24 protein-coding genes are annotated in these 25,558 nt (G+C 47.2%); 7 read left to right on the top strand and 17 right to left on the bottom strand.

Features of this window, described 5'->3' with window-relative positions; genetic code table 11:
* Positions 1–28 precede the first annotated feature (28 nt).
* The 5 genes from BVI01S_RS15780 to BVI01S_RS15760 form a co-directional block, all read right to left on the bottom strand.
* Positions 29–1,168, bottom strand: coding sequence for an acyl-CoA dehydrogenase (locus BVI01S_RS15780; RefSeq protein ID WP_034765086.1), 1,140 nt, complete (start codon positions 1,166–1,168; stop codon positions 29–31).
* 167 nt (positions 1,169–1,335) lie between these two features.
* Positions 1,336–2,472 (bottom strand): acyl-CoA dehydrogenase, encoded by a 1,137-nt coding sequence (locus BVI01S_RS15775; protein ID WP_061810868.1) that lies wholly within the window; start codon positions 2,470–2,472, stop codon positions 1,336–1,338.
* Positions 2,473–2,501: 29 nt separating this feature from the next.
* Positions 2,502–3,353 carry a 3-hydroxybutyryl-CoA dehydrogenase gene (locus BVI01S_RS15770; RefSeq protein WP_061810867.1) on the bottom strand — a complete coding sequence of 284 codons (852 nt, stop codon included), beginning with the start codon at positions 3,351–3,353 and terminating at the stop codon, positions 2,502–2,504.
* Between the two features lie 199 nt (positions 3,354–3,552).
* Complete coding sequence (locus tag BVI01S_RS15765) at positions 3,553–4,740, bottom strand: acetyl-CoA C-acetyltransferase (protein ID WP_061810866.1); 1,188 nt, start codon at positions 4,738–4,740, stop codon at positions 3,553–3,555.
* A 321-nt stretch (positions 4,741–5,061) separates the two neighbouring features.
* Positions 5,062–7,179 carry a 4Fe-4S dicluster domain-containing protein gene (locus BVI01S_RS15760; protein WP_061810865.1) on the bottom strand — a complete coding sequence of 706 codons (2,118 nt, stop codon included), beginning with the start codon at positions 7,177–7,179 and terminating at the stop codon, positions 5,062–5,064.
* 302 nt (positions 7,180–7,481) lie between these two features.
* Between BVI01S_RS15760 and cls the strand changes: the two genes are divergently transcribed.
* Together cls and uvsE are read left to right on the top strand one after the other, a co-directional pair.
* On the top strand, positions 7,482–8,687 hold the full coding sequence (gene cls, locus BVI01S_RS15755) for a cardiolipin synthase (RefSeq protein WP_061810864.1): 1,206 nt from the start codon (positions 7,482–7,484) through the stop codon (positions 8,685–8,687).
* Between the two features lie 11 nt (positions 8,688–8,698).
* On the top strand, positions 8,699–9,652 hold the full coding sequence (uvsE, locus tag BVI01S_RS15750; protein ID WP_061810863.1) for a UV DNA damage repair endonuclease UvsE: 954 nt from the start codon (positions 8,699–8,701) through the stop codon (positions 9,650–9,652).
* A 46-nt stretch (positions 9,653–9,698) separates the two neighbouring features.
* On the opposite strand, the gene BVI01S_RS15745 is transcribed toward uvsE, so the two are convergent.
* The 5 genes from BVI01S_RS15745 to speE form a co-directional block, all read right to left on the bottom strand.
* Positions 9,699–9,878, bottom strand: coding sequence for a XapX domain-containing protein (locus BVI01S_RS15745; protein WP_061810862.1), 180 nt, complete (start codon positions 9,876–9,878; stop codon positions 9,699–9,701).
* A gap of 108 nt (positions 9,879–9,986) precedes the next feature.
* On the bottom strand, positions 9,987–11,657 hold the full coding sequence (gene argS, locus BVI01S_RS15740; protein WP_061810861.1) for an arginine--tRNA ligase: 1,671 nt from the start codon (positions 11,655–11,657) through the stop codon (positions 9,987–9,989).
* A 4-nt stretch (positions 11,658–11,661) separates the two neighbouring features.
* Positions 11,662–12,099 (bottom strand): YwiB family protein, encoded by a 438-nt coding sequence (locus tag BVI01S_RS15735; protein ID WP_034765071.1) that lies wholly within the window; start codon positions 12,097–12,099, stop codon positions 11,662–11,664.
* 207 nt (positions 12,100–12,306) lie between these two features.
* Entirely contained in the window at positions 12,307–13,179 is an 873-nt protein-coding gene (speB, locus tag BVI01S_RS15730; RefSeq protein ID WP_061810860.1) for an agmatinase, read from the bottom strand.
* Between the two features lie 103 nt (positions 13,180–13,282).
* Positions 13,283–14,113: a spermidine synthase gene (speE, locus tag BVI01S_RS15725; RefSeq protein ID WP_034765066.1), complete on the bottom strand. Its 831-nt coding sequence runs from the start codon at positions 14,111–14,113 to the stop codon at positions 13,283–13,285.
* A gap of 388 nt (positions 14,114–14,501) precedes the next feature.
* Here speE and BVI01S_RS15720 point away from each other — a divergent pair, with 388 nt between their 5' ends.
* The gene (locus BVI01S_RS15720) at positions 14,502–16,562 is read left to right on the top strand and encodes a transglycosylase domain-containing protein (RefSeq protein WP_061810859.1); all 2,061 of its coding nucleotides are present in this window, start codon (positions 14,502–14,504) and stop codon (positions 16,560–16,562) included.
* A 298-nt stretch (positions 16,563–16,860) separates the two neighbouring features.
* On the opposite strand, the gene BVI01S_RS15715 is transcribed toward BVI01S_RS15720, so the two are convergent.
* Together BVI01S_RS15715 and BVI01S_RS15710 are read right to left on the bottom strand one after the other, a co-directional pair.
* Positions 16,861–17,367 (bottom strand): YwhD family protein, encoded by a 507-nt coding sequence (locus BVI01S_RS15715; RefSeq protein WP_034765060.1) that lies wholly within the window; start codon positions 17,365–17,367, stop codon positions 16,861–16,863.
* A 13-nt stretch (positions 17,368–17,380) separates the two neighbouring features.
* Positions 17,381–18,067: a site-2 protease family protein gene (locus BVI01S_RS15710; RefSeq protein ID WP_369690892.1), complete on the bottom strand. Its 687-nt coding sequence runs from the start codon at positions 18,065–18,067 to the stop codon at positions 17,381–17,383.
* Between the two features lie 173 nt (positions 18,068–18,240).
* Between BVI01S_RS15710 and thmT the strand changes: the two genes are divergently transcribed.
* Entirely contained in the window at positions 18,241–18,426 is a 186-nt protein-coding gene (thmT, locus tag BVI01S_RS15705) for a 2-hydroxymuconate tautomerase (protein WP_034765056.1), read from the top strand.
* Positions 18,427–18,579: 153 nt separating this feature from the next.
* On the top strand, positions 18,580–18,771 hold the full coding sequence (locus BVI01S_RS15700) for a DUF4083 family protein (protein WP_061810858.1): 192 nt from the start codon (positions 18,580–18,582) through the stop codon (positions 18,769–18,771).
* A gap of 61 nt (positions 18,772–18,832) precedes the next feature.
* Here the strand turns inward: BVI01S_RS15700 and BVI01S_RS15695 are convergent, their stop codons facing one another.
* From BVI01S_RS15695 to BVI01S_RS15685, 3 genes are all read right to left on the bottom strand, one after another.
* The gene (locus BVI01S_RS15695; protein ID WP_034765050.1) at positions 18,833–19,342 is read right to left on the bottom strand and encodes a YwgA family protein; all 510 of its coding nucleotides are present in this window, start codon (positions 19,340–19,342) and stop codon (positions 18,833–18,835) included.
* Between the two features lie 46 nt (positions 19,343–19,388).
* Positions 19,389–20,687 (bottom strand): HD domain-containing protein, encoded by a 1,299-nt coding sequence (locus BVI01S_RS15690; protein ID WP_061810857.1) that lies wholly within the window; start codon positions 20,685–20,687, stop codon positions 19,389–19,391.
* Between the two features lie 269 nt (positions 20,688–20,956).
* Positions 20,957–21,181 (bottom strand): YuzB family protein, encoded by a 225-nt coding sequence (locus BVI01S_RS15685; RefSeq protein WP_034765044.1) that lies wholly within the window; start codon positions 21,179–21,181, stop codon positions 20,957–20,959.
* A gap of 248 nt (positions 21,182–21,429) precedes the next feature.
* On the opposite strand from BVI01S_RS15685, the gene BVI01S_RS15680 reads away from it, so the two are divergent.
* A complete protein-coding gene (locus tag BVI01S_RS15680) occupies positions 21,430–22,245 on the top strand; it encodes an RsfA family transcriptional regulator (RefSeq protein ID WP_034765244.1) in 816 nt (271 codons plus the stop codon).
* A 109-nt stretch (positions 22,246–22,354) separates the two neighbouring features.
* On the opposite strand, the gene lipL is transcribed toward BVI01S_RS15680, so the two are convergent.
* Both lipL and pta read right to left on the bottom strand, forming a co-directional pair.
* On the bottom strand, positions 22,355–23,197 hold the full coding sequence (gene lipL, locus BVI01S_RS15675) for an octanoyl-[GcvH]:protein N-octanoyltransferase (RefSeq protein WP_061810856.1): 843 nt from the start codon (positions 23,195–23,197) through the stop codon (positions 22,355–22,357).
* A 236-nt stretch (positions 23,198–23,433) separates the two neighbouring features.
* Complete coding sequence (pta, locus tag BVI01S_RS15670) at positions 23,434–24,405, bottom strand: phosphate acetyltransferase (RefSeq protein WP_061810855.1); 972 nt, start codon at positions 24,403–24,405, stop codon at positions 23,434–23,436.
* 298 nt (positions 24,406–24,703) lie between these two features.
* Between pta and hemQ the strand changes: the two genes are divergently transcribed.
* Positions 24,704–25,450, top strand: coding sequence for a hydrogen peroxide-dependent heme synthase (gene hemQ, locus BVI01S_RS15665; protein ID WP_061810854.1), 747 nt, complete (start codon positions 24,704–24,706; stop codon positions 25,448–25,450).
* Positions 25,451–25,558 lie beyond the last annotated feature (108 nt).

Below are 25,558 nucleotides of genomic sequence, written 5' to 3'. Positions count from 1 at the left end.
CCCCTCAAAAAATTCGTACAACCCTATCCTACTTCGTCACCATCCGCGAAATAACCAATCTCTGAATCTCCTGCGTCCCCTCATAAATCTGAGTGATCTTCGCATCACGCATATAACGCTCCACCGGATAGTCCTTCGTATAGCCATACCCACCGAAGATCTGAACCGCTTCCGTCGTCACCTTCATCGCTGTATCACCGGCCATCAGCTTCGACATCGCCGATTCTTTTCCGTATGGAAGACCTTCAGACTCAAGCCACGCAGCTTGATAGGTTAATAGACGGGAAGCTTCGATGGATGTCGCCATATCCGCAATCTTGAATGAAATCCCCTGGTTTGCAGCAATCGGCTTACCGAACTGCTCACGCTCTTTTGCATAATCGACAGACGCATCAAGTGCTCCCTGGGCAATCCCCACTGCTTGAGCGGCAATTCCGTTACGACCTCCATCAAGGGTCATCATGGCAATCTTGAATCCGTCTCCTTCGTTGCCCAGCATGTTTTCTTTTGGTACCTTGCAGTCTTCAAATACGATTTCAGTCGTAGGTGAAGAACGGATCCCGAGCTTTTTCTCTTTTTTCCCGACGGAGAACCCTTCGAAGTCTGCTTCTACGATGAAGGCACTGGTTCCACGCTGACGCTGGGAAGGATCTGTCAAAGCAAACACGATATACGTATCAGCGATTCCACCGTTTGTGATGAAAATTTTAGAGCCGTTCAGTACGTAGTGATCCCCTTCCAGGCGAGCTGTCGTCTTCATGCCACCTGCGTCAGATCCCGAACCCGGCTCAGTCAAGCCGTAAGCCCCGATCTTTTCACCCTGCGCCATTGGACGAAGGTATTTCTGTTTTTGCTCTTCCGTACCAAATTTATATACAGGCCAACCGGCTAACGAAGTATGGGCAGACAGAGTAACGCCTGTAGACGCACACACTCTTGATAGTTCTTCAACCGCGATACAATACGCCAGATAGTCACTGCCGATCCCACCGTACTCTTCCGGCCAAGGAATCCCCGTCAACCCAAGCTCAGCCATCTTCTTGAATAAATCCATATCAAAGCGCTCTTCCTCATCACGCTCAGCGGCAGTAGGAGCCACCTCATTCCGCGCAAAATCACGCACCATCTTACGTATCATTTCATGCTCTTCCGACAATTTAAAATTCATCTCATTTTCCTCCTATCATCTACATACCGGGTCTGGCCCCCTCAAGAGACAAGCTAAGCTACAAACCCATTTACGCCACAAAACATCAAATTATATATCGGGTGCCTGACACGCTAAGAATATGTGCCCCAAGACACTCTTCCAAGAGTTCAAACTCACCCATCCTATTACACCAACAAATGCTTCCCAATCACCATCCGCTGAATCTCACTCGTACCCTCATAAATCTCCGTCACCTTCGCATCACGGAACAAGCGCTCCACCGGATATTCCTTCGTGTAGCCATATCCGCCATAAACCTGAATCGCTTCGGTCGACACTTCGACGGCTGTTTTCGATGCAAACAACTTTGCCATACTGGCTTCTTTCCCACAGGAAATATTGTTCGAACGGAGATTCGCTGCCCGGTAAACCAGAAGCTTGGAGCCTTCAACGGCCGTCGCCATATCGGCAAGCTTAAAGCCGATTCCCTGCTGTGCGGCGATCGGTTTGCCGAATTGCACCCGTTCTTTTGCATAAGCCGTAGAGTAATCAAAAGCCGCTTCCGCAATTCCGAGTGCCTGGGCGGCAATCCCGATCCTGCCGACGTCCAGGTTCGCCATGGCGATTTTAAATCCTTCCCCTTCTTCACCGAGAAGGTTTTCAGCCGGGACTTTCATATCTTCAAACGTCAGCTGGACGGTCCGGGAACCGTGCAGCCCCATTTTATGTTCATCTTTCCCGATCACAAGACCAGGTGTATCCTTCTCAACGATGAAAGCCGATACCCCGCGGCTCCCCTTCGTCGAATCCGTCGTCGCAAATACAATATACGTATCGGCTTCGCCACCATTGGTGATAAAGACCTTCGATCCGTTCACCACATAGTGGTCACCACGCTTTTCGGCGCGGGATTTTAGACTCTTCGCATCGGATCCCGCACTCGGCTCCGTCAGGCAGAAGGCCCCTAAATACTCACCCGTTGCAAGCTTAGGAAGATACTTTTGTTTTTGTTCTTCGTTTCCAAAGTAAAGGACCGGATTGGTTCCTACAGAAGTATGAACCGATAGGATGACCCCGATGGTGGCGCTTACTTTAGACAGCTCGTGGATCGCAATGATATAAGAAGTGAAATCCATCTCAGATCCGCCGTACTTCTCAGGGATCGTAATCCCCATCAAACCAAGCTCAGCCATCTTTTTTAAAATATCTCTCGGAAACTCCCCCGCTTCCATCTTCTCGATGAACGGCTGGATTTCTGTTTCAGCAAAATCCCGGACCATCTTTCTCATCATCTGCTGCTCTTCCGTGAATCGTAACTCCATGACTGTTTCCTCCCTGATGTTCGTTGTGATCACTCGTACGAATAGAAGCCGCGGCCCGTTTTGCGCCCCAGCCAGCCTGCTTTCACATACTTCCTGAGCAGCGGGCATGGACGGTATTTATCGTCACCGAAGCCTTCGTGCAGGGTTTCCATGATGTAGAGGCATGTATCGAGTCCGATGAAGTCAGCCAAAGTCAGAGGTCCCATCGGGTGATTCATACCGAGCTTCATCACTTCATCGATCGCCTCTTTGCTCGCCACTCCTTCATAAAGGGTGTAGATCGCTTCATTGATCATCGGCATCAGGATCCGGTTGGAAACGAATCCCGGGAAATCCTCTACCTCTACCGGCACTTTGTTAAGAGACTTCGTCATATCTTCAATCACTTGGTATACTTCATCCGTCGTCGCAAGTCCACGGATGATTTCCACCAATTTCATCACTGGTACCGGATTCATGAAGTGCATACCGATCACTTGCTGGGGACGCTTCGTCGCTGCCGCAATTTCCGTGATGGGAAGAGAAGATGTGTTCGAAGCCAGGATAGTATGCTCTGGTGTGATCTCATCCAGCTGAGCAAAGATCTTCGTTTTGATGTCCATATTTTCCACTGCCGCTTCGATGACAAGGTCCACCTTCTTGGCGTCCCCGATATCCGTTGAAGCCGTCAAACGATTCACTGTCGCTGTTTTATCTTCTTCAGACATTCTTCCTTTTTCAACGGAACGCGTCAGATTCTTCGCGATGACACCCATTCCCTTTTGGACAAACTCTTCTTTCAAATCGTTCAAGTATACTTTGAATCCTGCCTGGGCACAGACCTGGGCGATCCCCGAGCCCATTTGCCCCGCGCCGATGACCATTACGTTTTTGATGTTCATTATGTTCTCCCCTTTGTTATATGAGACTAGTAATCTAGTTGGTTTGGTTGGTTGATTCAGCTGCTGAATATACTCGCTATTTCAGCAGCTGATTATTTGGTGTTATTCACCTGATGATTTTCATCAAAAATTCAGCAGCTGAACTCACGGGTGTACCTGGTACAATCCACCCATTATGTACCTGGTACAACAACTCACCCTACTGCTTCGCCACCTCAATCATAATCGCATCCCCTTGACCGCCTCCGCTGCAGATCGAGGCAATCCCGATTCCGCCTCCGCGGCGTTTCAATTCGTAAGCAAGTGTCAGGATGATGCGTGCCCCGCTTGCTCCAATCGGATGCCCGAGGGCAACGGCTCCACCGTTCACATTGACTTTCTCATGATCAAGACCGGCGATTTTCCCGCTCGTTAATGCCACGGCGGCAAACGCTTCGTTAATTTCAAACAGATCGATCTCTTCAAGGGATTTCCCTGTTTTCTTGAGGAGCTCGTTGATCACAAGCCCCGGTGTTTGAGGGAAGTCCTTTGCTTCAACAGCGATGGCCGTGTGGCCAAGGATGGTCGCTAACGGCTGTTTCCCTTCCTTTGAGGCTCTTTCTTCACTCATGAGAACCATAGCAGCCGCTCCGTCGTTGACCCCTGGAGCGTTCCCGGCTGTGATCGTTCCTTCTGATCCGAACACCGGCCCTAGTTTAGCCAGCGCCTCGATGGATGTTTCTTTACGTGGCGCTTCATCTTTTGCGACGACGATCGGATTTCCTTTGCGTTGAGGAACTTCAATAGCAACGATTTCTTCACCTAGCACGCCTTCTTCCGTTGCTTTCACTGCCCGTTGATGGCTTCTGAGTGCCCATTCGTCCTGCTCTTCTCTTGATAGTTCAAATTCCTTCGCTGTTTCATTTCCGTACGTTCCCATGTGGACGTTGTTGAAGCTGCACGTCAATCCGTCGTGAACCATCAGATCTTTCACCTGTGAATCGCCCATCTTGAATCCCCAGCGTGCTTTCGGCAGGATGTAAGGGGCATTCGACATGGATTCCATTCCACCAGCCACGATCACTTCGCCGTCGCCTGCACGGATGATCTGGTCTCCCAGTGTGACGCTGCGCATCCCTGATGCACAGACCTTATTGATCGTTTCCGTTTTGACATTCCAAGGTAAGCCCGCGTGGCGCGATGCCTGACGGGAAGGGATTTGCCCCTGTCCCCCTTGTAATACAGATCCGAGGATGACTTCTTCGACTTCTTCCCCGTTTACACCGGCCCGTTTCAAGGCTTCCTTCACCGCGAAACCACCAAGCTCTGAAGCAGTAAAACTGCTGAGGCTTCCCCCGAATTTACCAAAAGGCGTTCTTGCTCCGTCTAGAATAACCGTTTTCCCCATCTTCATCGCTCTCCTTTATATGGATTTATCCGTGTTTGTATCCGCTTTCAATTCACCTTAAAAAAATTTGATCGACTTTCGACTGAACGCTCGCTCAACTAATCCTCACAAGAGAAGGGACAAATTTTGTCCCCAATATACCTTTATTGTACTTCATTTCGAGTGCAAACGCATTGATTTTTTAGAAAGTTTTTATTTTTCCATCAAATATATTATTGTGGAAAAACAATAGGAGCGAAACGCAATAGAGACTATTTTGTTTCACTCCTGTTTGTTTCATGAACTCGTGTTTCATTCATTATCTAAAGGATAATATTCTTTTTAAGATGCAGCCGGTTCGTCCTTCAGATCGCCACATACGGCTTTTTCAAGGATTTCGGCTACGTCGAGAGTAGAAACCGTTTCTTCCACTTCCTTTGCTTTCGTACCATCCGACAGCATCGTCAGGCAGTATGGACAGCCAGAGCTGATGACCGATGGACTAACAGCCAGTGCCTGCTCGGTACGGGAGACGTTGACGCGGTGACCTGCGTCTTCCTCCATCCACATGAGTCCTCCACCCGCTCCACAGCACATGCCTTTTTCACGGTTACGTTCGATCTCGACCAATTTCACACCGGAAATGGATTTCAGGATTTCACGCGGTGGATCATACACTTCGTTGTACCGACCAAGATAACAAGAGTCATGGAAAGTAATCGTTTCATTCACTTCATATTGCGGCTTCAAGCGACCTTCTTGCACGAGCTGATGCAGAAGTTCTGTATGGTGGTAGACCTCTGCTTCCAGACCGAAGTCCGGATACTCATTTTTGAAAATGTTGTAAGCATGCGGATCGATCGTGACAATTTTCTTGATTTCATGCTTTTCGAATTCGGCGATGTTTTGTCCGGCAAGCTCCTGGAATAAGAATTCATTTCCAAGGCGGCGCGGTGTGTCCCCGGAGTTCTTTTCTTTATTCCCAAGGATCGCGAACTTCACGCCCGCTTCATTCATTAGCTTGGCGAAGGATAAGGCAATCTTTTGGCTACGGTTATCAAATGAACCCATGGATCCGACCCAGAATAGGAATTCGAAGTCTTCTCCTGCTTTTTTCATTTCTTTTACTGTAGGAATCGTAACGTCTTCTCTTGCTTCGCGCCAGTTCTCACGCTCTTTACGGTTCAGACCCCAAGGATTCCCCTGGCGCTCGATGTTTTGCATGGCGCGCTGTGCGTCAGCATCCATCTTCCCTTCCGTCAGAACGAGGTAACGGCGAAGGTCGATGATTTTATCTACGTGTTCGTTCATGACCGGACATTGGTCTTCACAGTTACGGCACGTTGTACATGCCCAAATCTCTTCTTCTGTGATGACATCCCCGATCAGGCTAGGGCTGTACGTAGCTCCTGCAGCCGCTTCTTCAGCCGCTTGAGTGGCACTTGCCATAGCTAATTGGTTCCCTTTTGTGCCGTTGAAAGCGAATGTCGGTACCCAAGGCTTCTTCTGTGTCACGACAGCACCGTGATTCGTCAGGTTATCACGTAATTTTACGATCAGGTCCATCGGGGAAAGCATTTTCCCTGTCCCGGTTGCCGGACACATATTCGTACAACGACCACATTCCACACATGCGTAGAAATCGATCATTTGGTGCTGTGTAAATTCTTCTATTTTCCCTACCCCGAAGCTTTCAGCTGATTCATCTTCGAAATCGATCGGCTTAAGCTTTCCAGGATTGTCTAAACGATTGAAATAAACATTGGCAGGTCCTGCGATTAAATGCGCGTGCTTGGATTGCGGCACATACACAAGGAATGCCAGTAAGAATAGTAAGTGAATCCACCAGGCTACATAGAAAATGGCGATGGAAGCCGTTTCCCCTATGCCTCCAAGTGCGCCTGCAATCAGAGACGCTATAGGCTCAGTCCAGGCAAGTTCTTCCCCATGCCAGATGATACCCATTCCATTCCCGACCAGGACGGAAAGCATCAATCCACCGATGAATAATAAGACCAGTCCTGATTTGAATCCTCTCTTGAGGCGGACCAGTTTTTCCACATAGCGGCGGTGGAATGCCCAGACAACCGCGACAAGGATCGTCAGTGTGACAATTTCCTGGAAGAACGTGAAGCCAGGATATAAAGGTCCAAGCGGCAAGTGACTCCCCGGTGCCAGTCCTTTCCATATGAAGTCGATGGCCCCGAACTGTACGAGGATGAAGCCGTAGAAGAACATGACGTGGATGGCTCCACTTTTCTTATCCTTCAAGAGCTTCTTCTGTCCGAAGACATTGACCAGGATTTTCTGGAATCGTTCTTTGAATCGTTTGTCGAACTCCACTTTTTTCCCGAGCTTAATATATTCAATTCTCGTCTTTACTACATACACAAACAGACTCAGTGCATAAACGGTCACAAGGATAAATGCGACCCAATTGAGAATGAGTAACCCATTCATAGACAAACACTCCCCCTTCTTTGGTCCGATGAACTTCCCCTTTGTTCAAACTTTTACAAACCAAATTAATATTCTGAATAGTCCTTATCTCCATTATATTATGAATGAGCATTCAGTCAATGGTTTTTCCGAATAAAAATGAAAACCTTTTCATAATTGGCGATTCCCTTTCAATTAAGAAACGGGACTTTCTGTACCCCCCACAGGTTTCAAAAGGACTCATTAATGGGAAAAGAAGAAAGCATGCAATCTACATAAAATTCAGGACATACTAAAGACAATGCAAATGAGAGAGTGATTCTATGTGGTGGTTAATCCTATTGGTGATCCTTGCCGCAATCATCGGATGGCTGATGCTCGATTTCAGATTGGGAAGAAGTCATTTCATCCGGACGCGGACAAGAAGAGATTATGAGACACGAATGAGTGATATTCAATTGTTTTCACGGGGACCTGAGCTTTTCGATCAAATGTTTAAAGATATGAGAGAAGCAAGTTCCTCTATTCATGTATTATTTTATATTGTCCAGGATGATCACTTTGCCCTCCGGTTCCTGGAATTACTGAAGGGTAAAGCACAGGAAGGGGTTGAAGTCCGTCTTCTGATGGATCAGATCGGCAGTCATAACGTCCCGAAGTCGAAAGTGAAGGATCTTAGGGACGCAGGTGTGGAAGTCGATTTCTGCCGGAGGGTCAAGCTTCCCTACCTGTTTTTCTCTTCCCAGCAGCGGAATCACCGGAAGATCACCGTCATCGATGGTACGATCGGTTATTTGGGTGGTTACAATATCGGGAAGGAATATATCGATGAAAATGATAAACCTGAGCTTTCCCCCTGGAGGGATTATCATCTCCGGCTGGATGGTGAAGGTGTCCACGATCTTCAGACTGAATTCTGCATTGACTGGTACCGTGCGACACAGAAGGATTTGAAGAACGAAGCAACGTATTTCCCTCCAGCTGAAAAAGGAAGCATCCAGCATCAAATTTTTCCGACCGAGGGGGTTAATATCGAAGACTTCTTTGGGAAATTCATTGACGAAGCGCAAAGCGAAATCATTATCGGTACACCTTACTTCATTGCTACTCCGATCTTGATGGACGCGCTTCTGGGAGCACTGGACAGAGGGATTATTGTCAAGATCATCATTCCGAATAATGCGGATCATATGCTTGTGAAGGAAGCGGCCTTCCCTTATTTCAGACCGCTGCTCGCTAGTGGTGCTAAAGTGTATCAATTCATGGACGGCTTTTATCATGCGAAGGTGATGGTCGTGGATGACCATTTCTGTGATATCGGCACGGCCAATTTTGATAAGCGGAGCTTCTTTATCAATTTTGAAATCAATAACCTGATTTACGATAAAGGATTTATCCAGATGGTGAAAAAGGAAATGGAAAAAGACATGGCGGCATCCGACATGTTAAGCGAAAGCGACCTCTCTTCCGTTTCCATGCTCACCCGGTTAAAGGAACGCGTCGCTTCAGCCATTTCAATCTTACTTTAGGGGGATGACACATGAAAGTCCGACTGGGATTCGTGGCGAACTCCCTCTCTTTATGGGATGCAAGCCCGGCCAAAACCATGACATACAAGCGATACACAGAGTTACCTAAAGCCGAGCGGATGGACCGCCTGAAGGAAGTGACGAGATTAAACCTGGAGCATACGAAACGCATCCTATATCTTTGTGCCGCTCACGAAATCAAGGTGTACAGATTATCCAGCTCCCTCGTTCCCCTTGCCACCCATCCTGAGGTGGAATGGGATTTCCATTCCCCTTTTCGGCACGAATGGAAAGAACTTGGCGATCTGATCAACAAGCTCGGGATCAGGGCGAGCTTTCACCCGAACCAGTTCACCTTATTCACGAGTCCTAAGCAGCATGTGACGGACAATGCCGTGAAGGATATGGTGTATCACTACCGGATGCTTGAATATATGGGGATCGAGAAGGATTCCGTCATCAATATCCATATCGGCGGGAGCTACGGGGATAAGGAAGAAACCCTGGTCCGTTTTCATGAAAACCTGAAGGACCTCCCTCCGGATGTAAAAGACATCATGACCCTCGAGAATGACGACAAGACCTATACCGTCGAGGAAACGCTCACCGCTTGTCAAAAAGAGAATATCCCCATGGTCCTGGACATTCATCACCACGAGGCAAATCCGGGTGAGAAACCTCTAGATGGGTATCTTGAAGATATTTTTGCCACCTGGGACAGGAGAGATTTAGTGCCGAAAATACATATTTCCTCCCCAAAATCCGAAAAGGCCTTCCGCTCCCATGCTGACCTGGTCGATCCGGGATTTGTGGAGGGTTTCTTCAAAACCCTGAAAACGTTGGACCAGGACGTGGATTTTATGATCGAAGCCAAACATAAAGATCTTGCCATGCTGAAGCTGATTGAAGATTTGTCCTCCATTCGCGGGGTGAAAAGGATCGATGGCGGGACCCTTGAGTGGTAAAGAAGAAAAGATGGACACCTGGGTGTTCATCTTTTTTATGTACATATTATTTAAGTACAGATTCAATCCAGGGCTGGATCGCCATGAAGGCTTTGAACCCAAGATAAATACCCACGATTCCTGCAATTCCTGCCAGTGCTGGCGGGGCAGGGATCGGTAACTTAAATAAAGCAAAGATAAACCCGACTAAAAATCCGGTTACGATAGCCAATACGACCGTTTTCATACCCTTCTCCTCCTTCATCCATCTCTCATTATTATACGTTAAAGCGGCTGAAATATAAGAAAAAAAAGGTCCATCCTGATGAGGGACGGACCTTAGGTATGCGCCTATTTACATTTTTTCCGGAGCTGCTACACCGATCAAGGCAAGAGCGTTTTGTAACGTGACACGTACTACTTTCACTAAAGCCAGACGTGCTGTCGTCAATTCACGATTTTCTTCATCAAGGACCTTATTGGCATTGTAGAAGCTATGGAAAGCAGAAGCCAGGTCGTTGATATAATTCGCTATGCGGTGAGGCGTGCGTTTCTCCGCCGCATCCGCGATCATTTGCGGGAATTCACCCAGCTTTTTCAGTAAGTCGACTTCTTTTTCCGTACCGATCAGCTTTAGGTCGATCTTGTCTTCTGAAGCAAGTCCCTGCTCTTCTGCCTGACGAAGGATGCTGCAAATACGCGCGTGGGCATATTGAGCATAGTAGACAGGGTTTTCGTTGGACTGGGATACAGCTAAGTCCAGGTCAAAATCCATATGCGTATCGGCACTTCTCATGGCGAAGAAATAACGTACCGCATCAAGGCCGACCTCTTCTACTAGCTCACGTAACGTGACGGCTTTTCCTGTACGCTTACTCATCTTCATCTTTTCCCCATCTTTATAGAGGTGAACGAGTTGGATGACTTCCACTTCCAGTTTGTCTCGGTCAAAGCCGAGTGCTTCGATGGCCGCTTTCATACGCGGGATATATCCGTGATGGTCCGCTCCCCAGATGTTGATCAGCACATCATGCCCGCGCTCGAATTTATCCTGGTGATACGATATATCCGGCGTCAGGTATGTGTATGTGCCGTCGTTCTTGATAAGGACACGGTTCTTGTCATCGCCAAGTTCAGTCGAGCGGAACCATGTCGCGCCGTCCTCTTCGTATACGTGACCGTTGTCTCGCAGCGTCTTCAATGCCGCATCGATTTTCCCATTTTCATAAAGGGACGTCTCGGAGTACCATACGTTGAATGGTACACGGAACATTTCAAGGTCCTTTTGAAGCTTGGCCATTTCGATCTTCAAGCCGTACTCACGGAAAAACCTGTAGCGTTCTTCATCGCTTACTTCTGCATATTTCGAGCCGAATTCTTCAGCCAATTTCTTTCCGATTTCGATGATGTCCTGACCGTGATATCCGTCTTCAGGCATCGCCTTGTCTTGTCCAAGCGCCTGGAAGTAACGTGCTTCAACGGAGATCGCCAGGTTATGGATCTGGTTTCCGGCGTCATTGATGTAGTATTCACGGGTTACGTTATAGCCCGCTTTTTCAAGGACGTTACATAGGGAATCACCGACGGCTGCTCCACGTGCATGACCAAGATGAAGGTCCCCTGTCGGATTGGCAGATACGAACTCGACGTTCACTCTCTCGCCATTTCCGGCATCTGATTGACCATATTCCTGATCTTGATCGAGAATCAACGGAATCAAGTCTGTTAAGTATTCGTTGTTCATATAGAAATTGATGAATCCAGGTCCTGCAATCTCCATTTTTTCAATGGACGCTTTGGACTGGTCGAAGTTAGCGACGATGTCGTCTGCGATCATGCGCGGCGCTTTTTTTGCGACTCTTGCAAGCTGCATGGCCATATTCGTTGAATAATCCCCGTGTGACTTTTCTTTCGGGATCTCAAGGATGACATCCGGGATTTGATCCTCTGTTGCAAGTCCGGCTTTCAGGACCGCTGCTTTGATTTCGGATTTCAGGTTTTCTTGTACTTTTTCGACGATATTCATATCCCTATGCTTCCTCCTTATAGTGAATGGACATAACATAATCCCCAACCGGGCTGTCCTGCATCTTTAACTCGTATGAAAGATTGAAATTCCCTTCAAGCTTCGAGTCACTCTGTGTATGTGAAAGTGTTTTGGTTTTCGTTGTCAATAAGAGGGTACCGAGCTGGCTCTCGTAAGAACCGTTCTGTTCCTCGAGTTCGTTGAAGGCCATTCTCATTTTGACTGCCCCGCTCCTGAGGATGAGGGCCTGTCGATCTGTGACTTTGACGATCGTATGAGTGGTCCCTTCCTCTTGTACTTCATCGTACTTTAGAAAAAAGGCATCTCCTTTTTCATAGTATCGACCAAATGATACCAATTCAAAAGAGTCACTTTCCTCTCCTATTGTGATTTTGGTTTTCAAGTGAACTTTGACAGGGGTAGAATCCGCTTTTGCCGTCAAACCACTCACATCCTTTTCTTTTTAGGGTCCGATCAAGTGATGGGTCCGTCCCTCAAATGGACGTCCCTTCCTTCTAACTAATTAAGTATAAGAAGTATTGTGGGAAATTGCAATGGAACACGGTGAGTTTTCATTTATTGGAGGGATGTAAGCGGATTATCGACAGAAGAAAAGCCTCTTCTGTCGATGAGAAGAGGCTTTGATGGTTTATTTTACCCAGCCAAGAAGCATTTCACGGATCAGCTTGCTTGCCGTATTCGCTGTCTGCTCGGATGGATCATAGATGGGCGCCACTTCCACAAGATCCGCTCCCACGACGTTCACGTCAGAGTGAGCGATGGCATGGATGGATGCGAGTAATTCCTTGGATGTGATGCCGCCGCAGTCCACTGTTCCAGTTCCAGGAGCGTGGGCAGGGTCTAGGACGTCAATATCGATCGTCACATACACAGGGCGTCCTGCAAGCTGTGGAAGGATTTCCTTCAACGGCTCGAGCACTTCAAATTTGGAAATGTGCATGCCATTTTCTTTCGCCCATTGGAACTCTTCTTTCATTCCGGAACGGATCCCGAATGAATAGACGTTCTTCGGTCCGATATGCTCGGCGATCTTGCGGATCGGAGTCGAGTGGGATAATGGCTCCCCTTCGTACTCTTCACGCAGATCAGTGTGAGCGTCCATATGGATGATAGCAAGATCCGGGTATTTCTTCGCGATGGCTTTCATCACCGGCCATGAAACCAGGTGCTCGCCACCCATTCCGAATGGGATCTTCCCATCGCCAAGAAGACCGTCGATATAATCTTCAATCATATCGATGCTTCGCTGCGGGTTACCGAATGGAAGTGGGATATCACCGGCGTCATAATATTTCACTTCTTCAAGCTCCCGGTCAAGATACGCACTATACTCTTCCAACCCGATAGACACCTCGCGGATACGGGCAGGACCGAACCGGGAACCCGGACGATAGCTCACTGTCCAATCCATCGGCATCCCATAAAGGACCACCTGGCTATCCTCATAAGAAGGATGACTCTTAATAAACACATTACCTGAATAAGCCTCATCAAAATGCATATTCTTCAACCTCTCTTTTAGAGAGGGACGGACCTTGGTTTTGGTCCGTCCCTCCTTGATAATATAGGATTTCACCTTGAAATTTGAGGTCCGTCCCTCAAACTTATTTTGTCAGGTCTTTTACGAATTTCGGAAGGGCGAATGCTGCGTTGTGCAGTTCCGGTGTGTAGTATTTGGTTTCGATGTCGTGGAAACGCTCTTCCGGTACTTCGATCGGGTCGTGCTTTTTGGAACCGATGGTGAATGCCCATAGTCCGCTTGGGTATGTCGGGATATTCGCTGTGTATAAGCGGGTGATCGGGAAGATTTCCTTCACGTCGCTTTGTACCTGACGGATAAGGTCTGCTTTGAACCAAGGGTTATCACATTGAGCAACGAAGATTCCGTCTTCTTTCAATGCTTTCGAGATCCCTGCGTAGAATCCTTTTGTGAATAAGTTAACAGCCGGACCGACTGGCTCAGTGGAATCGACCATGATCACGTCATATTCGTTCTCACTCTTCGCGATGTGCATGAAGCCGTCGTCGACTTGTACGTCCACGCGCTCGTTTTCCAGTTCTCCCGCAATCTCCGGAAGATATTTCTTGGAGTACTCGATCACTTTTCCGTCGATTTCAACAAGAACGGCCTTTTTCACGCTTGGGTGCTTCAACACTTCACGGATGACGCCTCCGTCTCCTCCGCCCACAACCAATACGTTCTCAGGGTTCGGGTGCGTAAATAAAGGAACATGTGCAACCATTTCATGATAGACGAACTCATCCTTCTGGCTCGTCATGACCATGCCGTCAAGGAACAGCATATTGCCCCATTCTTCTGTTTCAGCCATTTCAAGATATTGAAAATCCGTTTGCTCTGTATGTAAAGTCTTCTTGATTTTCATCGTGATCCCGAAGTTTTCTGTTTGTTTCTCTGTGTACCAAAGTCCACTCATTGTTTCAACTTCCCTTCTTGTTTTAATGGTTTATTGCTGTTTCTGTCAAAATCATATACCACTAGTTTGATCCTTCACACGTTCATCTTTAGGACAAAGTGAAGCGAAACCCTGACATAACGGGCTTATCTCCTATTTATAAAAACATCCGCATCGGACGTCATTTTTATCCTTCCCTATCATGATAAATACAAACATGAGGAAAAGTATAGTGGAATCTAGCAAAATTTCAAGTGAAATTTTTTCTAAACCTTTGACGTTTAAAATCTCGTAAAACTTTTCATACTGATACTACACAGTAATCAGTATAAACGAGATGACCAATATAAAAAATCCAAGGTCCGTCCCTCTTAAACTGCGGGCCTGTGCAGGGAAAGTAGGGAGAGGTATGGAAGTGATGGCTCGAATGGAGAAGACAAAGAAATATTCGAGATTTGCAGTGGTCGGGGCTCTCGCGGGCTTGGTCCTCTTTTTGGTGGGGATCATGGGGGTTTTGATTTATGCCAAGGTTCAGGGACCGCCACCCCTTGCCGTCCCCCAATCCACTTTGATCTATGGTGAGGATGGTTCGGTCATAGGAGAAACAAATACCGGCGAGAAGCGCTACTGGGTGGGTCTGAAGGAAATTTCCCCGGCCCTCATTGAAGCGACGATCTCCATTGAAGACAAAAGCTTCTACCAGCATTACGGGTTTGACCTGAAGCGGATGGCAGGGGCAGCCCTTGCCGACCTCAAAGCGATGTCAAAGGTGCAGGGGGCCAGCACCATTTCACAGCAGTATGCTCGCAATCTATTTCTTTCTCATGATAAAACATGGAAGAGAAAGATCTCAGAAGCCCTCTACACGATCAGGATCGAAATGAACTACTCCAAGAAGGACATTCTAGAAGGCTATCTAAATACCATCTACTACGGCCACGGCGCATACGGTGTCCAGGCAGCGAGTCAATATTACTTCGGCAAGGATGCCAATCAATTGACCGTCGCAGAAGCCGCCATGCTCGCCGGGATTCCGAAAGCACCGTCCTATTATTCACCCGTTACTCACCCTGAAAATGCCAAGAAGCGCCAGGAGCTCATTCTTCAGTCCATGACCGGGGACGGCTTTATAACAAAGGAGCAAGAGGGTGTTTCCAAAGCAGCACCCATCCGCATCACAGGGGAGCACGCCCATCAAAAGGCGGAAACCGCCCCCTATTTTCAAGATATGGTGAAAAGCATCCTCCGCTCGGACCTTGGGATCGAGGAACGTACCATCGAGATGGGCGGCTTGAAAGTCTATACGACACTCAACCCCGATCATCAAAAGGTGGCCGAGAAAGTCGTGAAGGAACAGATCCCCGATGAATCGGAAATCCAATTGGGATTTGTGTCCATGAATCCGAAAAATGGTTATGTCACAGCTTTAGTCGGGGGACGGGATTATGAAGAGAGTCCGTTTAACCGTGCCGTGCAGGCAATCCGCCAGCCGGGATCAACGATCAAACCGCTACTCTACTACTCTGCTTTAAAACAGGGGTTTACGCCATCCACGACGATGAAGAGCGAAATGACGTCCTTCACATTCGATGATGGAAAAAAGTACACCCCTCATAATTACAACAACAAATATGCAGATGGTGATATCACCCTGGCCCAGGCCATCGCTCTATCTGATAACGTGTACGCCGTGAAGACCCATCTCTTCATCGGTCAGGACACCTTGACGAAAACGGCAAAAGAGAAGTTCGGATTGACGACAAAGGTGAAAAAATACCCTTCCTCGGCACTCGGTACATCAGGGGCACGGGTCATCGATATGGTCAACGCCTACAGCATCTTTGCCAACGGCGGCTATAAAGTGAAGCCCGTTTTCATTACAAAAGTGGAAGACTGGTCGGGGAAGGTCATCTATGAAAGCGAATCGAAAAAAGAGCAGGTGCTCGACCCGGATCTCACATACGTCATGACCCATATGCTCACCGGGATATTCGACCCTAAGCTCAATGATTACTCGACGGTAACGGGGATCCAGATCAAGAGAGACGCGACCCGTCCCTACGCAGGGAAATCCGGGACGACCAACACAGACAACTGGATGATCGGCTACTCCCCTCAATTAACAGCAGGAGTGTGGACCGGATACGACAAAGGAAAAGAGGTCTCCCTGGTCGACGATAAATACTATGCCAAGAAAATCTGGGTCCACTTCATGGAAGAAGCATTGAAGGATGAACCCGTCAAAAACTTCAAACCGACCAAGGGCGTCGTCGGCGTGGCCGTAAACCCTCATAATGGACTGCTCGCCACAGAAGACTGTCCCGTCCAGCGCTTCACCTACTTTGTAAAAGGCACCGAACCGACCGAATACTGCCATGAACACTTGGGTGAAAAAGAAGCACCGAAAGAAAAGGCACCAGAAAAAGGGAAGAAGCCTTGGTATGAGAAAGTGAAGGATTGGATCTTTTAGTTTTTATTGTTATATAGCTGGAAATGGGGTTTTCGAGATGTCCAGCTCCGGCGGCTAGAGGCTCGAGGTCATAAGTCAAGCCAACCAAAAGGCAAAGGGCGCCTTTCCGGTTGGCTCGCCTTATGCTTGTCGCCTCCGCTTTTCGGTACAATAAAAAACCCCGGGCTTGTGCGAACCCGGGGTTTTTCATGTCCTAGTTTATGTGCAAACTGTGATTTAAGTGTACTTTTTTTCTCTCCATAGAGCAAGATGTGAACGACATATTCAAAGAACTGTCACAGTTTGTTCACAAATCGATTTATTTTATTTTGAGGGCTTCCTTTAATTCATCCTTTGAGCGTTCCCACATGCCTTCATCATGATTCTTCAAAAAGTCCGTAAGAATGCCTTTGGATTTGTCGTCCAGTTGGTCAAGGACGATCTTCCGCTTGATGGACTTATCCATATTGTTCACATGTTCCGGCATGGACTTATAGCCCCTGCGCTTCTCGCGGTTCACGATGAGCTCACAAGCCGTCACCCCTGCATAGTACGGGCCGTCTTCCATCCGGTCGATGGTCACCCAGATGAGCCAGTACGGCTTACCGCCTGAAGAGTCCTCACGGTTATTCGTGAATTTGATCCCTTTTTCGATCGGGCTCCTTGCGTGCATGGCTCCGATTTCAATCGTCGCTTCCCCTTCTTCGACATCAATCATGACAGGCGAAACATTATCAAGGCTTAATGATCCTACCCCGTAACCGCCATGACCGTCAGTGGGGTCACTTTTGATGATATTGAATCCAATGTTTTTTTTCTTTTCCATGAAACGTCACTCCCTAGCTAAAGATTGAAAAAATCGTCGTGAATATCGCACTGAATGCCTGATTGGTCGCCGTCATGCCACCCTGTAGTAACGGCCAGATCGTATATTCGTCCAGAGGCGTGATGACGATGATCAAAAATAATAGAACGCCATATTGCTCATATTGGGTCAGTTTGGCCCTGACATGATTCGGTGACAAGTCCTCGATGATCCGGTACCCATCCAGTGGAGGGAACGGCAGTAAGTTGAAGACAAACAGCAATACGTTCAAGTAAACGATCATCTGCAGGAGATCAATGACAAACGGCGGCACACCGACGCCACCCGTCACCCCTACAAAAAAGTAAAAGATCCCGAATGCAATAAAGGCAAGCAGGAAGTTACTCAATGGGCCGGCCACGGATACCAGCACACCTGCCAAACGCGGATTCTTAAAACGGGATCTCATGACAGGCACGGGCCGCGCCCAGCCAAATCCCACAAATAATATTAAAATGGTCCCAAACGGGTCCAGATGTTGAATCGGATTCAATGTGAGTCTTCCCTGATCTTTCGCCGTCGTATCCCCGAACTTGTATGCCACATAGGCGTGGGCGAACTCATGAACCGTAAAGGCCATGACGAGGGCGATCACGACAAACGGAAGCTCTTCCAACCGAAAGACGGAAATCGACTCAAAAAGTGAGCTAATGGTATCCAAAGTATGTACTCCTTTAAAAAATGTTTTACTTTCTTATTCCATAGTATACAGAAAAATTCCTGCATTCATGACATATCATATCAAACTTGCTCTCTCATTCCCCAGCCATTACATTTATAGAGTAAGAGCCTACCACAGATTGTACCAAATCCGAAAGCAAGGAGCGAATCATTATGCCTTATATCACCGTAAAAATGCTCGAAGGCCGTTCAGAAGAACAGAAGCGTGCCCTCGTCGAAAAAGTGACCGAAGCCGTCAGCGAGACCACCGGTGCCCCTGAAGAAAAAATCGTCGTCTTCATTGAAGAAATGACGAAAGGGCACTATGCCGTCGGCGGCAAAAGACTCAGTGACCAATAAAAGCAAGTCATAAGACAAGCCCGCTGCGAAGGCATTCCTTTCAGCGGGCTTGTCTTATGATTCCGACTTTTTTCAAATCCGGAATTCCACACGGGCAACATTTGCATCTGACGAATACGATATACCATACACTCGACGGAAAGGGTGAAATGAATGGACATGACGATTGGCGATGTGTTTTTACAATTGTTCATGATGGCTTTTCTACTAGCCATTGTCTTTGTCGCTTTTATGGTGGCAAAAGGTCTTCGAAACAAAAGGATCCAGCAGCGGGAGCAAGACAAACAGGTTGAAGAAAAGCTTGATCGAATCATTGAAAAAATGGATCAATCACCTAAATCGTAGCGATATAAAGGGGAATCACTCTTGTCGAGTGATCCCCCTTTATATCCTATAAGAACGTTCTCTACTGAACGATTTTTTTCGTTTTTAGTCCTTCGATGTAAGCGAAGGCTTCGTCAATTTCTTCTTCTGTATATTTCTGCTTGCTCTTAAGTGTGAACACTTTTTCCACGACTTCTTCTTTTGAAAGGTTATCAAAATATAAGACGGTCGAAACCAGCTCCAAAAAGCGTGCTGATTGAACGTTCATATCCGTAAGGCAATCCTTCAGGCAAGGCATATCCTTTTCGTAGATCTCCAGGAAGTCCTCCCCTTCTTTCGTGACCGTATAGCGGTATTGATAGTAGCCGCCCTTTTTCTCTTTCACCTCGGAGATGAACCCCATATTGCATAGCTCCTCCACCCGAAGCGTCAATTCTTCCGAATACGGACCATAAAAATGAAATTGAAATTTTTCCTGAAACGGGAATTCAAGCTTCTTGGCGATGAATATCATCTTCTGAAGCTTCTTCCTTCCCACCACTTCACCCGAGGCTAAGAAGGCACTCATCAGTTTTGCATGATCTTTCAACAATGTACGTCATCTCCTACTCCTAGTATTGCATTTGTCAGGTCCTCGTCTACAGCTCCAGAATCTTTCGGATCTGGCGCTTAATATTCTTCTTTGTTGATTCGTCATATAGTAAATCCACTGGATAGTATAATTTATGATCGGTCCGGCGCTTTCCGGAGATGGAATCGACGATATCCGACTGCCTGGATAATTCGCGCAGCTCCTCATTCTTCATCAACAGATGGATCGGGAGCCGTTCCTCTTCCTCGCCCGGCCTGTAGAAATCGTATGGAAGGTCTGAAGATGAGTCCACCACCAAGTAATAATCGGGATCGATTCCCGCCTTTTTAAAGAGGGCTTCCAGTTCACTGTGCTTTTTGTATTCCTTCGCAGGATCGAACTCCACGTACTTGAATAAGTTCCGGTTCATGAACCGCTCGCACAGGTCCCTTAAAATCGGGTCTTCTTCTTCCTGCCAGATCTGAAAATAATACATGATGACCGCTTCATCGAGCTTTAAATAATCCTCAAGGGCCACTTCCCCCTCAAACAGGGAATAAAAGTGGATCGGGCTTTGCTTAAAGGAATAGAACTCTTCATGAAGCTCCTTCGCCCTATGTAAAATCTTCGTCAGGATCACTTCGGCACTTCTCGTCACCGGATGGAAATATACCTGCCAGTACATCTGATAGCGGCTCATGATGTAATCTTCGACTGCATGCATCCCACTCTGCTTGATCACGACCTGATCTTCACGGGGTCTCATCACGCGTAGGATCCGCTCCATATCGAAATGCCCGTAGCTCACCCCTGTAAAATAGGCGTCACGCTGCAGATAATCCATGCGATCGGCATCAATCTGGCTTGAAATGAGGCTGACGACCAGCTTATTGCTGTACGTCTTCGCGATCACTTCTGCTACATGCTTCGGAAAATCCGGAGCTACTTTACCGAGAACCGCATTCACCTCGGTATCCCCTAAGATGATGGCTTGGGTAAAATGCTCATGATCGAGGTGAAACACCTTTTCAAAGGAATGGGAAAACGGCCCGTGCCCAAGATCATGCAGTAACGCAGCGCACAATGACAGCAGGCGCTCATCCTGATTCCACTCCGGTCTTCCGACGAAGACATCATCCACGATGCGGCGGATGATCTCATACACGCCAAGGGAATGGTTGAACCGGCTGTGTTCCGCTCCGTGAAAGGTCAAGTAGGTGGTTCCGAGCTGTCTGATTCTGCGGAGTCGCTGGAACTCTTTTGTCCCAATCAAATCCCAGATCACGCGATCCCTTACATGAACATAGCGATGAACAGGGTCTTTAAATACTTTTTCTTCATGTAATTTCTGCTTGGCATACTCCATCTTCTACCCTCTTCCTAAACTAGCATATTTCTATTATAGCGACTTGCTCCATCGCATTCATCTCGAATTTTGTCGAAAAAAATAGGTATTTGTCCTTTGATTGTTCCACCGCAAGCGTTCCAAATCCTTCAAAAAAATTTGGACTCTTGACAAAAAATCTCTCCTATTATTTCTCTACCCCTTATGTAGTTTCCTTTTCCAAAGAGGCGCAAACCTTTATTTATTTTTATCAGAAGAAAAGAAAAAACTCCCTCATTGGAAGTTTCCCTTTATTTCTTTATTTTCTTGATCACTTTTTCCATCAATTCTTCTTCAGTCAACGCCGCTACAGGACGATTATTCACGAAAGCGAATGTCTTTTTGCGTCCTGGACCACAATAGGATTGGCACGCAATGTCAATCGGTGCGTCCGGATCGATCTCCTTTAATTTTGGAATCAAGGTCTTTAGGTTAACGGCCTGACAATCATCGCAAACACGGAATTCGTTTGCCATCTGTCAACAACCCTTTCTATCTATTGAAATGGACTTTATACGTCGTAAACATCGAGTTATAGAATACAGTTTTCAGTCATGTTTTGCAAGTGAACATCGTTTCCATCTCACATGCGTTCATCACTGATACAACGAAACTAGCAGACAGAAAATAATTTTAACATATTCGTATAAAAACCTGAGAAATGGTCCATCCTTTTATCAACGAATACTTTAAGAAAACTTTGGGAGTTGAGATGAAAATGATGATGAAAACAAGACAGGATGCCTGGACGGAAGAAAATGATTTATTATTGGCCGAAACGGTTTTACGTCATGTGCGTGAAGGCAGTACACAACTGAATGCCTTCGAGGAAGTCGGGGACAAACTGAACCGCACATCCGCCGCATGTGGATTCCGCTGGAACGCCGTCGTGCGCCACCAGTACGAGAAAGCTCTTTCACTAGCAAAGAAACAACGCAAACAGCGCCACCGCATCCTCGGGAAAGACCAGGGCGGCAAAAAAAAGCTATTATACCAGCCACCGACACCTTCCTTCGAAGATTTAGACGCTATGTCTCTATCAATGTCTGAAGCGGAAGAAGAAATGGAATTTGCCGAGTATGAGAACTACGTACCGGAAACGGAGCAACTGGGGAAAGAAACCGAAGAAGCAGCACAGGACTTTAAAGTGGAAGCAAGTGAGGAACACGCTTACGTGGCGCAACAGGCACCTGCTGCCAACCACGTCGTAAAGCCTTCGGGACTAAAAGGGGAAGTCACACTTGAAAAGGTGATCGCGTACCTCCAGAACCTGGCCCAAACCAATATGAACTCCGATTATGTAAAAATTGAGAATCAGAGATTGAAGCAGGAGATTTCCGACCTCCGCAAAGAGAACGCGGAGCTTGAAAAGAAAGTCAAAGCCCTTGAAAACAACTCCGTCACGATGCAGGAAGACTACGAAACACTCATGCAAATCATGAACCGTGCAAGAAAGCTTGTCGTATTCGATGAAGACGAATCGAAAGCACCCCGTTTCAAGATGGATCGAAACGGAAATCTCGAAAAAGTAGCTGAATAATGGTATTCCCAACCAGTGCGCCTGTGGGCGTGCTGGTTTTTTGGTGGGGCGGGAATGTGGGAATATAAAAAGCCGGACCCTATTCCATATAGAAGTCCGGCTCTCTTCCTTATCCCAGCACCTTCTCATTCCGATCCACGACCCGTTGATAATACATCTCGTACACCCCATACTCTTCCCCCTGGAGGGCGCTGCTGTAAAATTCGCCGCTGAATCCTTTCAACGACTGCAGGAAGCGGAGCATCACGTCCTGAATCGATAATTCGACTCCTAAGAGCTCAGATAAAGAAGCCATCACCTCAGGGGCAATCGTCGGGAACGTGAACTTCGACGTTCCCCCCTTCAGTCCGGTCTCATAAAAACGCTGAATCAGCCTCGCCCGCTCAGAACCGCTTCCACTGACGCAAAGATACACCTGAACGGCTACCCCGTTCCGGATCCTCCGCTGGGAGATCCCTGCGAACTTCTGATCGTTGATGCTGAGATCATAACTGCCGGGACAGTAAGACTGTGTGATCTCCTTCGCTTCGATCTCCACATCAAATTCCTTGAACATATCCTTTACCAAAAGCCACATAGCGTCGTAGCCACGGTTAATGTCGATGCCTTTTTCAGAATCCGGGAAAACCAATGAGAGATTCAATACCCCTTCATCCAACACGACCGCAAGGCCCCCGGAATTTCGTACAATATATCGGTAGCCTTCCTCTTCCAGCACCTTTAAAGCATCCGAAAGAAACGGCAGCTTTGTATCTTGAATACCTAATACAACCGTTTGATGATGGACCCATGAGCGTGCCGTCGGATCAGACTGACCTGCTCCGATCACCGTGCACAATGTATCGTCCATGGCAAACGACTGCAGGGCCCCGAACATCGGTCCCAAACTTGATTGATCAATCACTCTCCATCGCTCTTGACGAAGCAGTGCATATGCTTTTTCCTTATCCATAACGCTTCTCCTTCACTTACAACATGCGAGCTCATTATATCACATAATGGTGGGGTTTCTGAAAAAGGGGTTGGACAATCTTTATCGGATTGTCTGTTAAAACTTGAGGCTCGTTTGACAGGTGAATTCCCCTCATTTTTTGCCTGTCAAAAAAATGGCGTTATTTAACAGGCAACCACCGCAAAAAAAAAAACCGAACCCCCTAAAGGATCCGGTTTCCCGATACATCGATTCCCTTACAGCGCCTGAGCTGCCGTAATCAATGCAAGCTTATACACATCTTCTTCGTTACAGCCACGTGAAAGGTCGTTCACAGGGGCATTCAGTCCTTGAAGGATCGGGCCTACTGCTTCGAAGTTTCCTAAACGTTGAGCGATTTTGTACCCGATGTTTCCTGCTTCAAGACTTGGGAATACGAATACGTTGGCATTCCCTTGGATGTCTGCACCCGGTGCTTTCTTTTCCGCTACGGATGGAACGAAGGCAGCGTCAAATTGGAATTCACCGTCGACAGTCAGTTCCGGTGCTTTTTCTTTAGCAAGAGATACGGCTTCTACCACTTTTTCCGTTTCAGGTGACTTAGCCGATCCTTTTGTCGAGAAGCTCAGCATCGCAACGCGTGGATCGATGTCGAACATGTCAGCCGTCTTCGCACTTTCGATGGCGATTTCAGCTAGATCCTGGCTGTCAGGTGTGATATTGATCGCACAGTCAGCGAATACATACTTCTCGTCTTCACGTACCATGATGAAGACACCGGATGTCTTACGGACGCCTTCTTTTGTTTTGATGATCTGCAGGGCCGGGCGAACCGTATCAGCTGTTGAGTGGGCTGCGCCGCTTACAAGTCCATGAGCCTGGCCGGTGTAAACCAGCATCGTACCGAAGTAGTTGCCGTCTAGTAAGATCTTCTTCGCATCTTCTTCAGTAGCTTTACCTTTGCGACGTTCCACAAATGCTTTCACAAGCTCGTCCATGCCAGCAAATGACGCCGGGTCGACGACGTCACAGCCGTCAAGCTTCACACCCAGCTGATCCGCTTTGGCGTTCACTTCATCCACGTTTCCGACTACGATCGGTGTCAGGATGCCGTCAGCAGACAAACGGGATGCTGCTGTCAGAATGCGTTCGTCCGTCCCCTCAGGGAAAACGATCTTTAACTCTTTGCCTTTTACTTTATCTTTTAATGTTGTAAATAAGTTGCTCAATAGAGGAACCTCCTTGATTTATACATATCCAATCTTAGAATACTCTTCTCATTGAGGAATTCAAGGAAAAGGAGTAATGATACCGGTTTCAACATAAAAGTCTTTGTTTTCTAATAATTTTTACCCAATCCGGGAATAGCCTAAGCCTGTATGACAATCTACGAGGATAGTGTGTTCCAGAAATCCACCGTCTATCCGCTATTTGTGCCATTTTAGCGACATTGGGTTTTGTATTCTTACTCTAAGGTGAAACTATGATATAGTAAAGTTGGAAAAAGTACTTTAAGGAGTGATTACGTTGGCAGAACCGGCACAAACATTAGATGGTTGGTATTCCCTGCATGATTTTCGCGCAATGGACTGGACTTCATGGAAGATGCTTCCGGGTGAAGAGAGAGCCTCGGCGATTTCAGAATTCCACCGTTTCTTAGATCGATTGAACAGCACTCAGGATGCAAAAGAAGGAAGCCACGCCCTTTACACGATTGTTGGGCAGAAAGCAGACTTCATGCTGATGATCCTTCGTCCGACAATGGAAGAATTAAATGAGCTGGAAAATGAATTCAACAAGCTGAAAATCGCTGAGTTCACCATCCCGACATTCTCATATGTTTCTGTAGTGGAACTTGGTAACTACATGCCTTCAGAAGGCGACCCTTACGAGAATCCGTACGTACAGGAACGCATTTACCCGATCCTTCCGAAAGCGAAGCATGTCTGCTTCTATCCGATGGACAAGCGTCGCCAGGGGAATGATAACTGGTACATGCTGCCGATGGAAGAGCGTCGTGACATGATGAGAAGTCATGGAATGATCGGCCGCCAATACGCAGGCAAAGTGAAACAGATCATTACGGGTTCTGTTGGTTTCGATGATTACGAATGGGGTGTCACTCTGTTCGCCGATGATGTGCTTCAGTTCAAAAAGCTTGTATACGAAATGCGTTTTGATGAAGTAAGCGCCCGCTTCGGTGAATTCGGTGCCTTCTACGTAGGAAACCTATTAAAAGAAGAAGCCATCTCAAAATTCCTTCACGTGAACTAAATACATCACAAACGACAAGTCTCTGTGGCTTGTCGTTTTTTTTTTTTTTATAAGCATGGTGTTGGTTGATTTCCACTCCAGGTGCTCGCTTTCCGCGGGGCTGGCGGT

The organism is Rossellomorea vietnamensis NBRC 101237 (assembly GCF_001591825.1).
Lineage (GTDB): Bacteria > Bacillota > Bacilli > Bacillales > Bacillaceae_B > Rossellomorea > Rossellomorea vietnamensis.
This window is presented reverse-complemented; position numbering and strand designations above follow the sequence as displayed.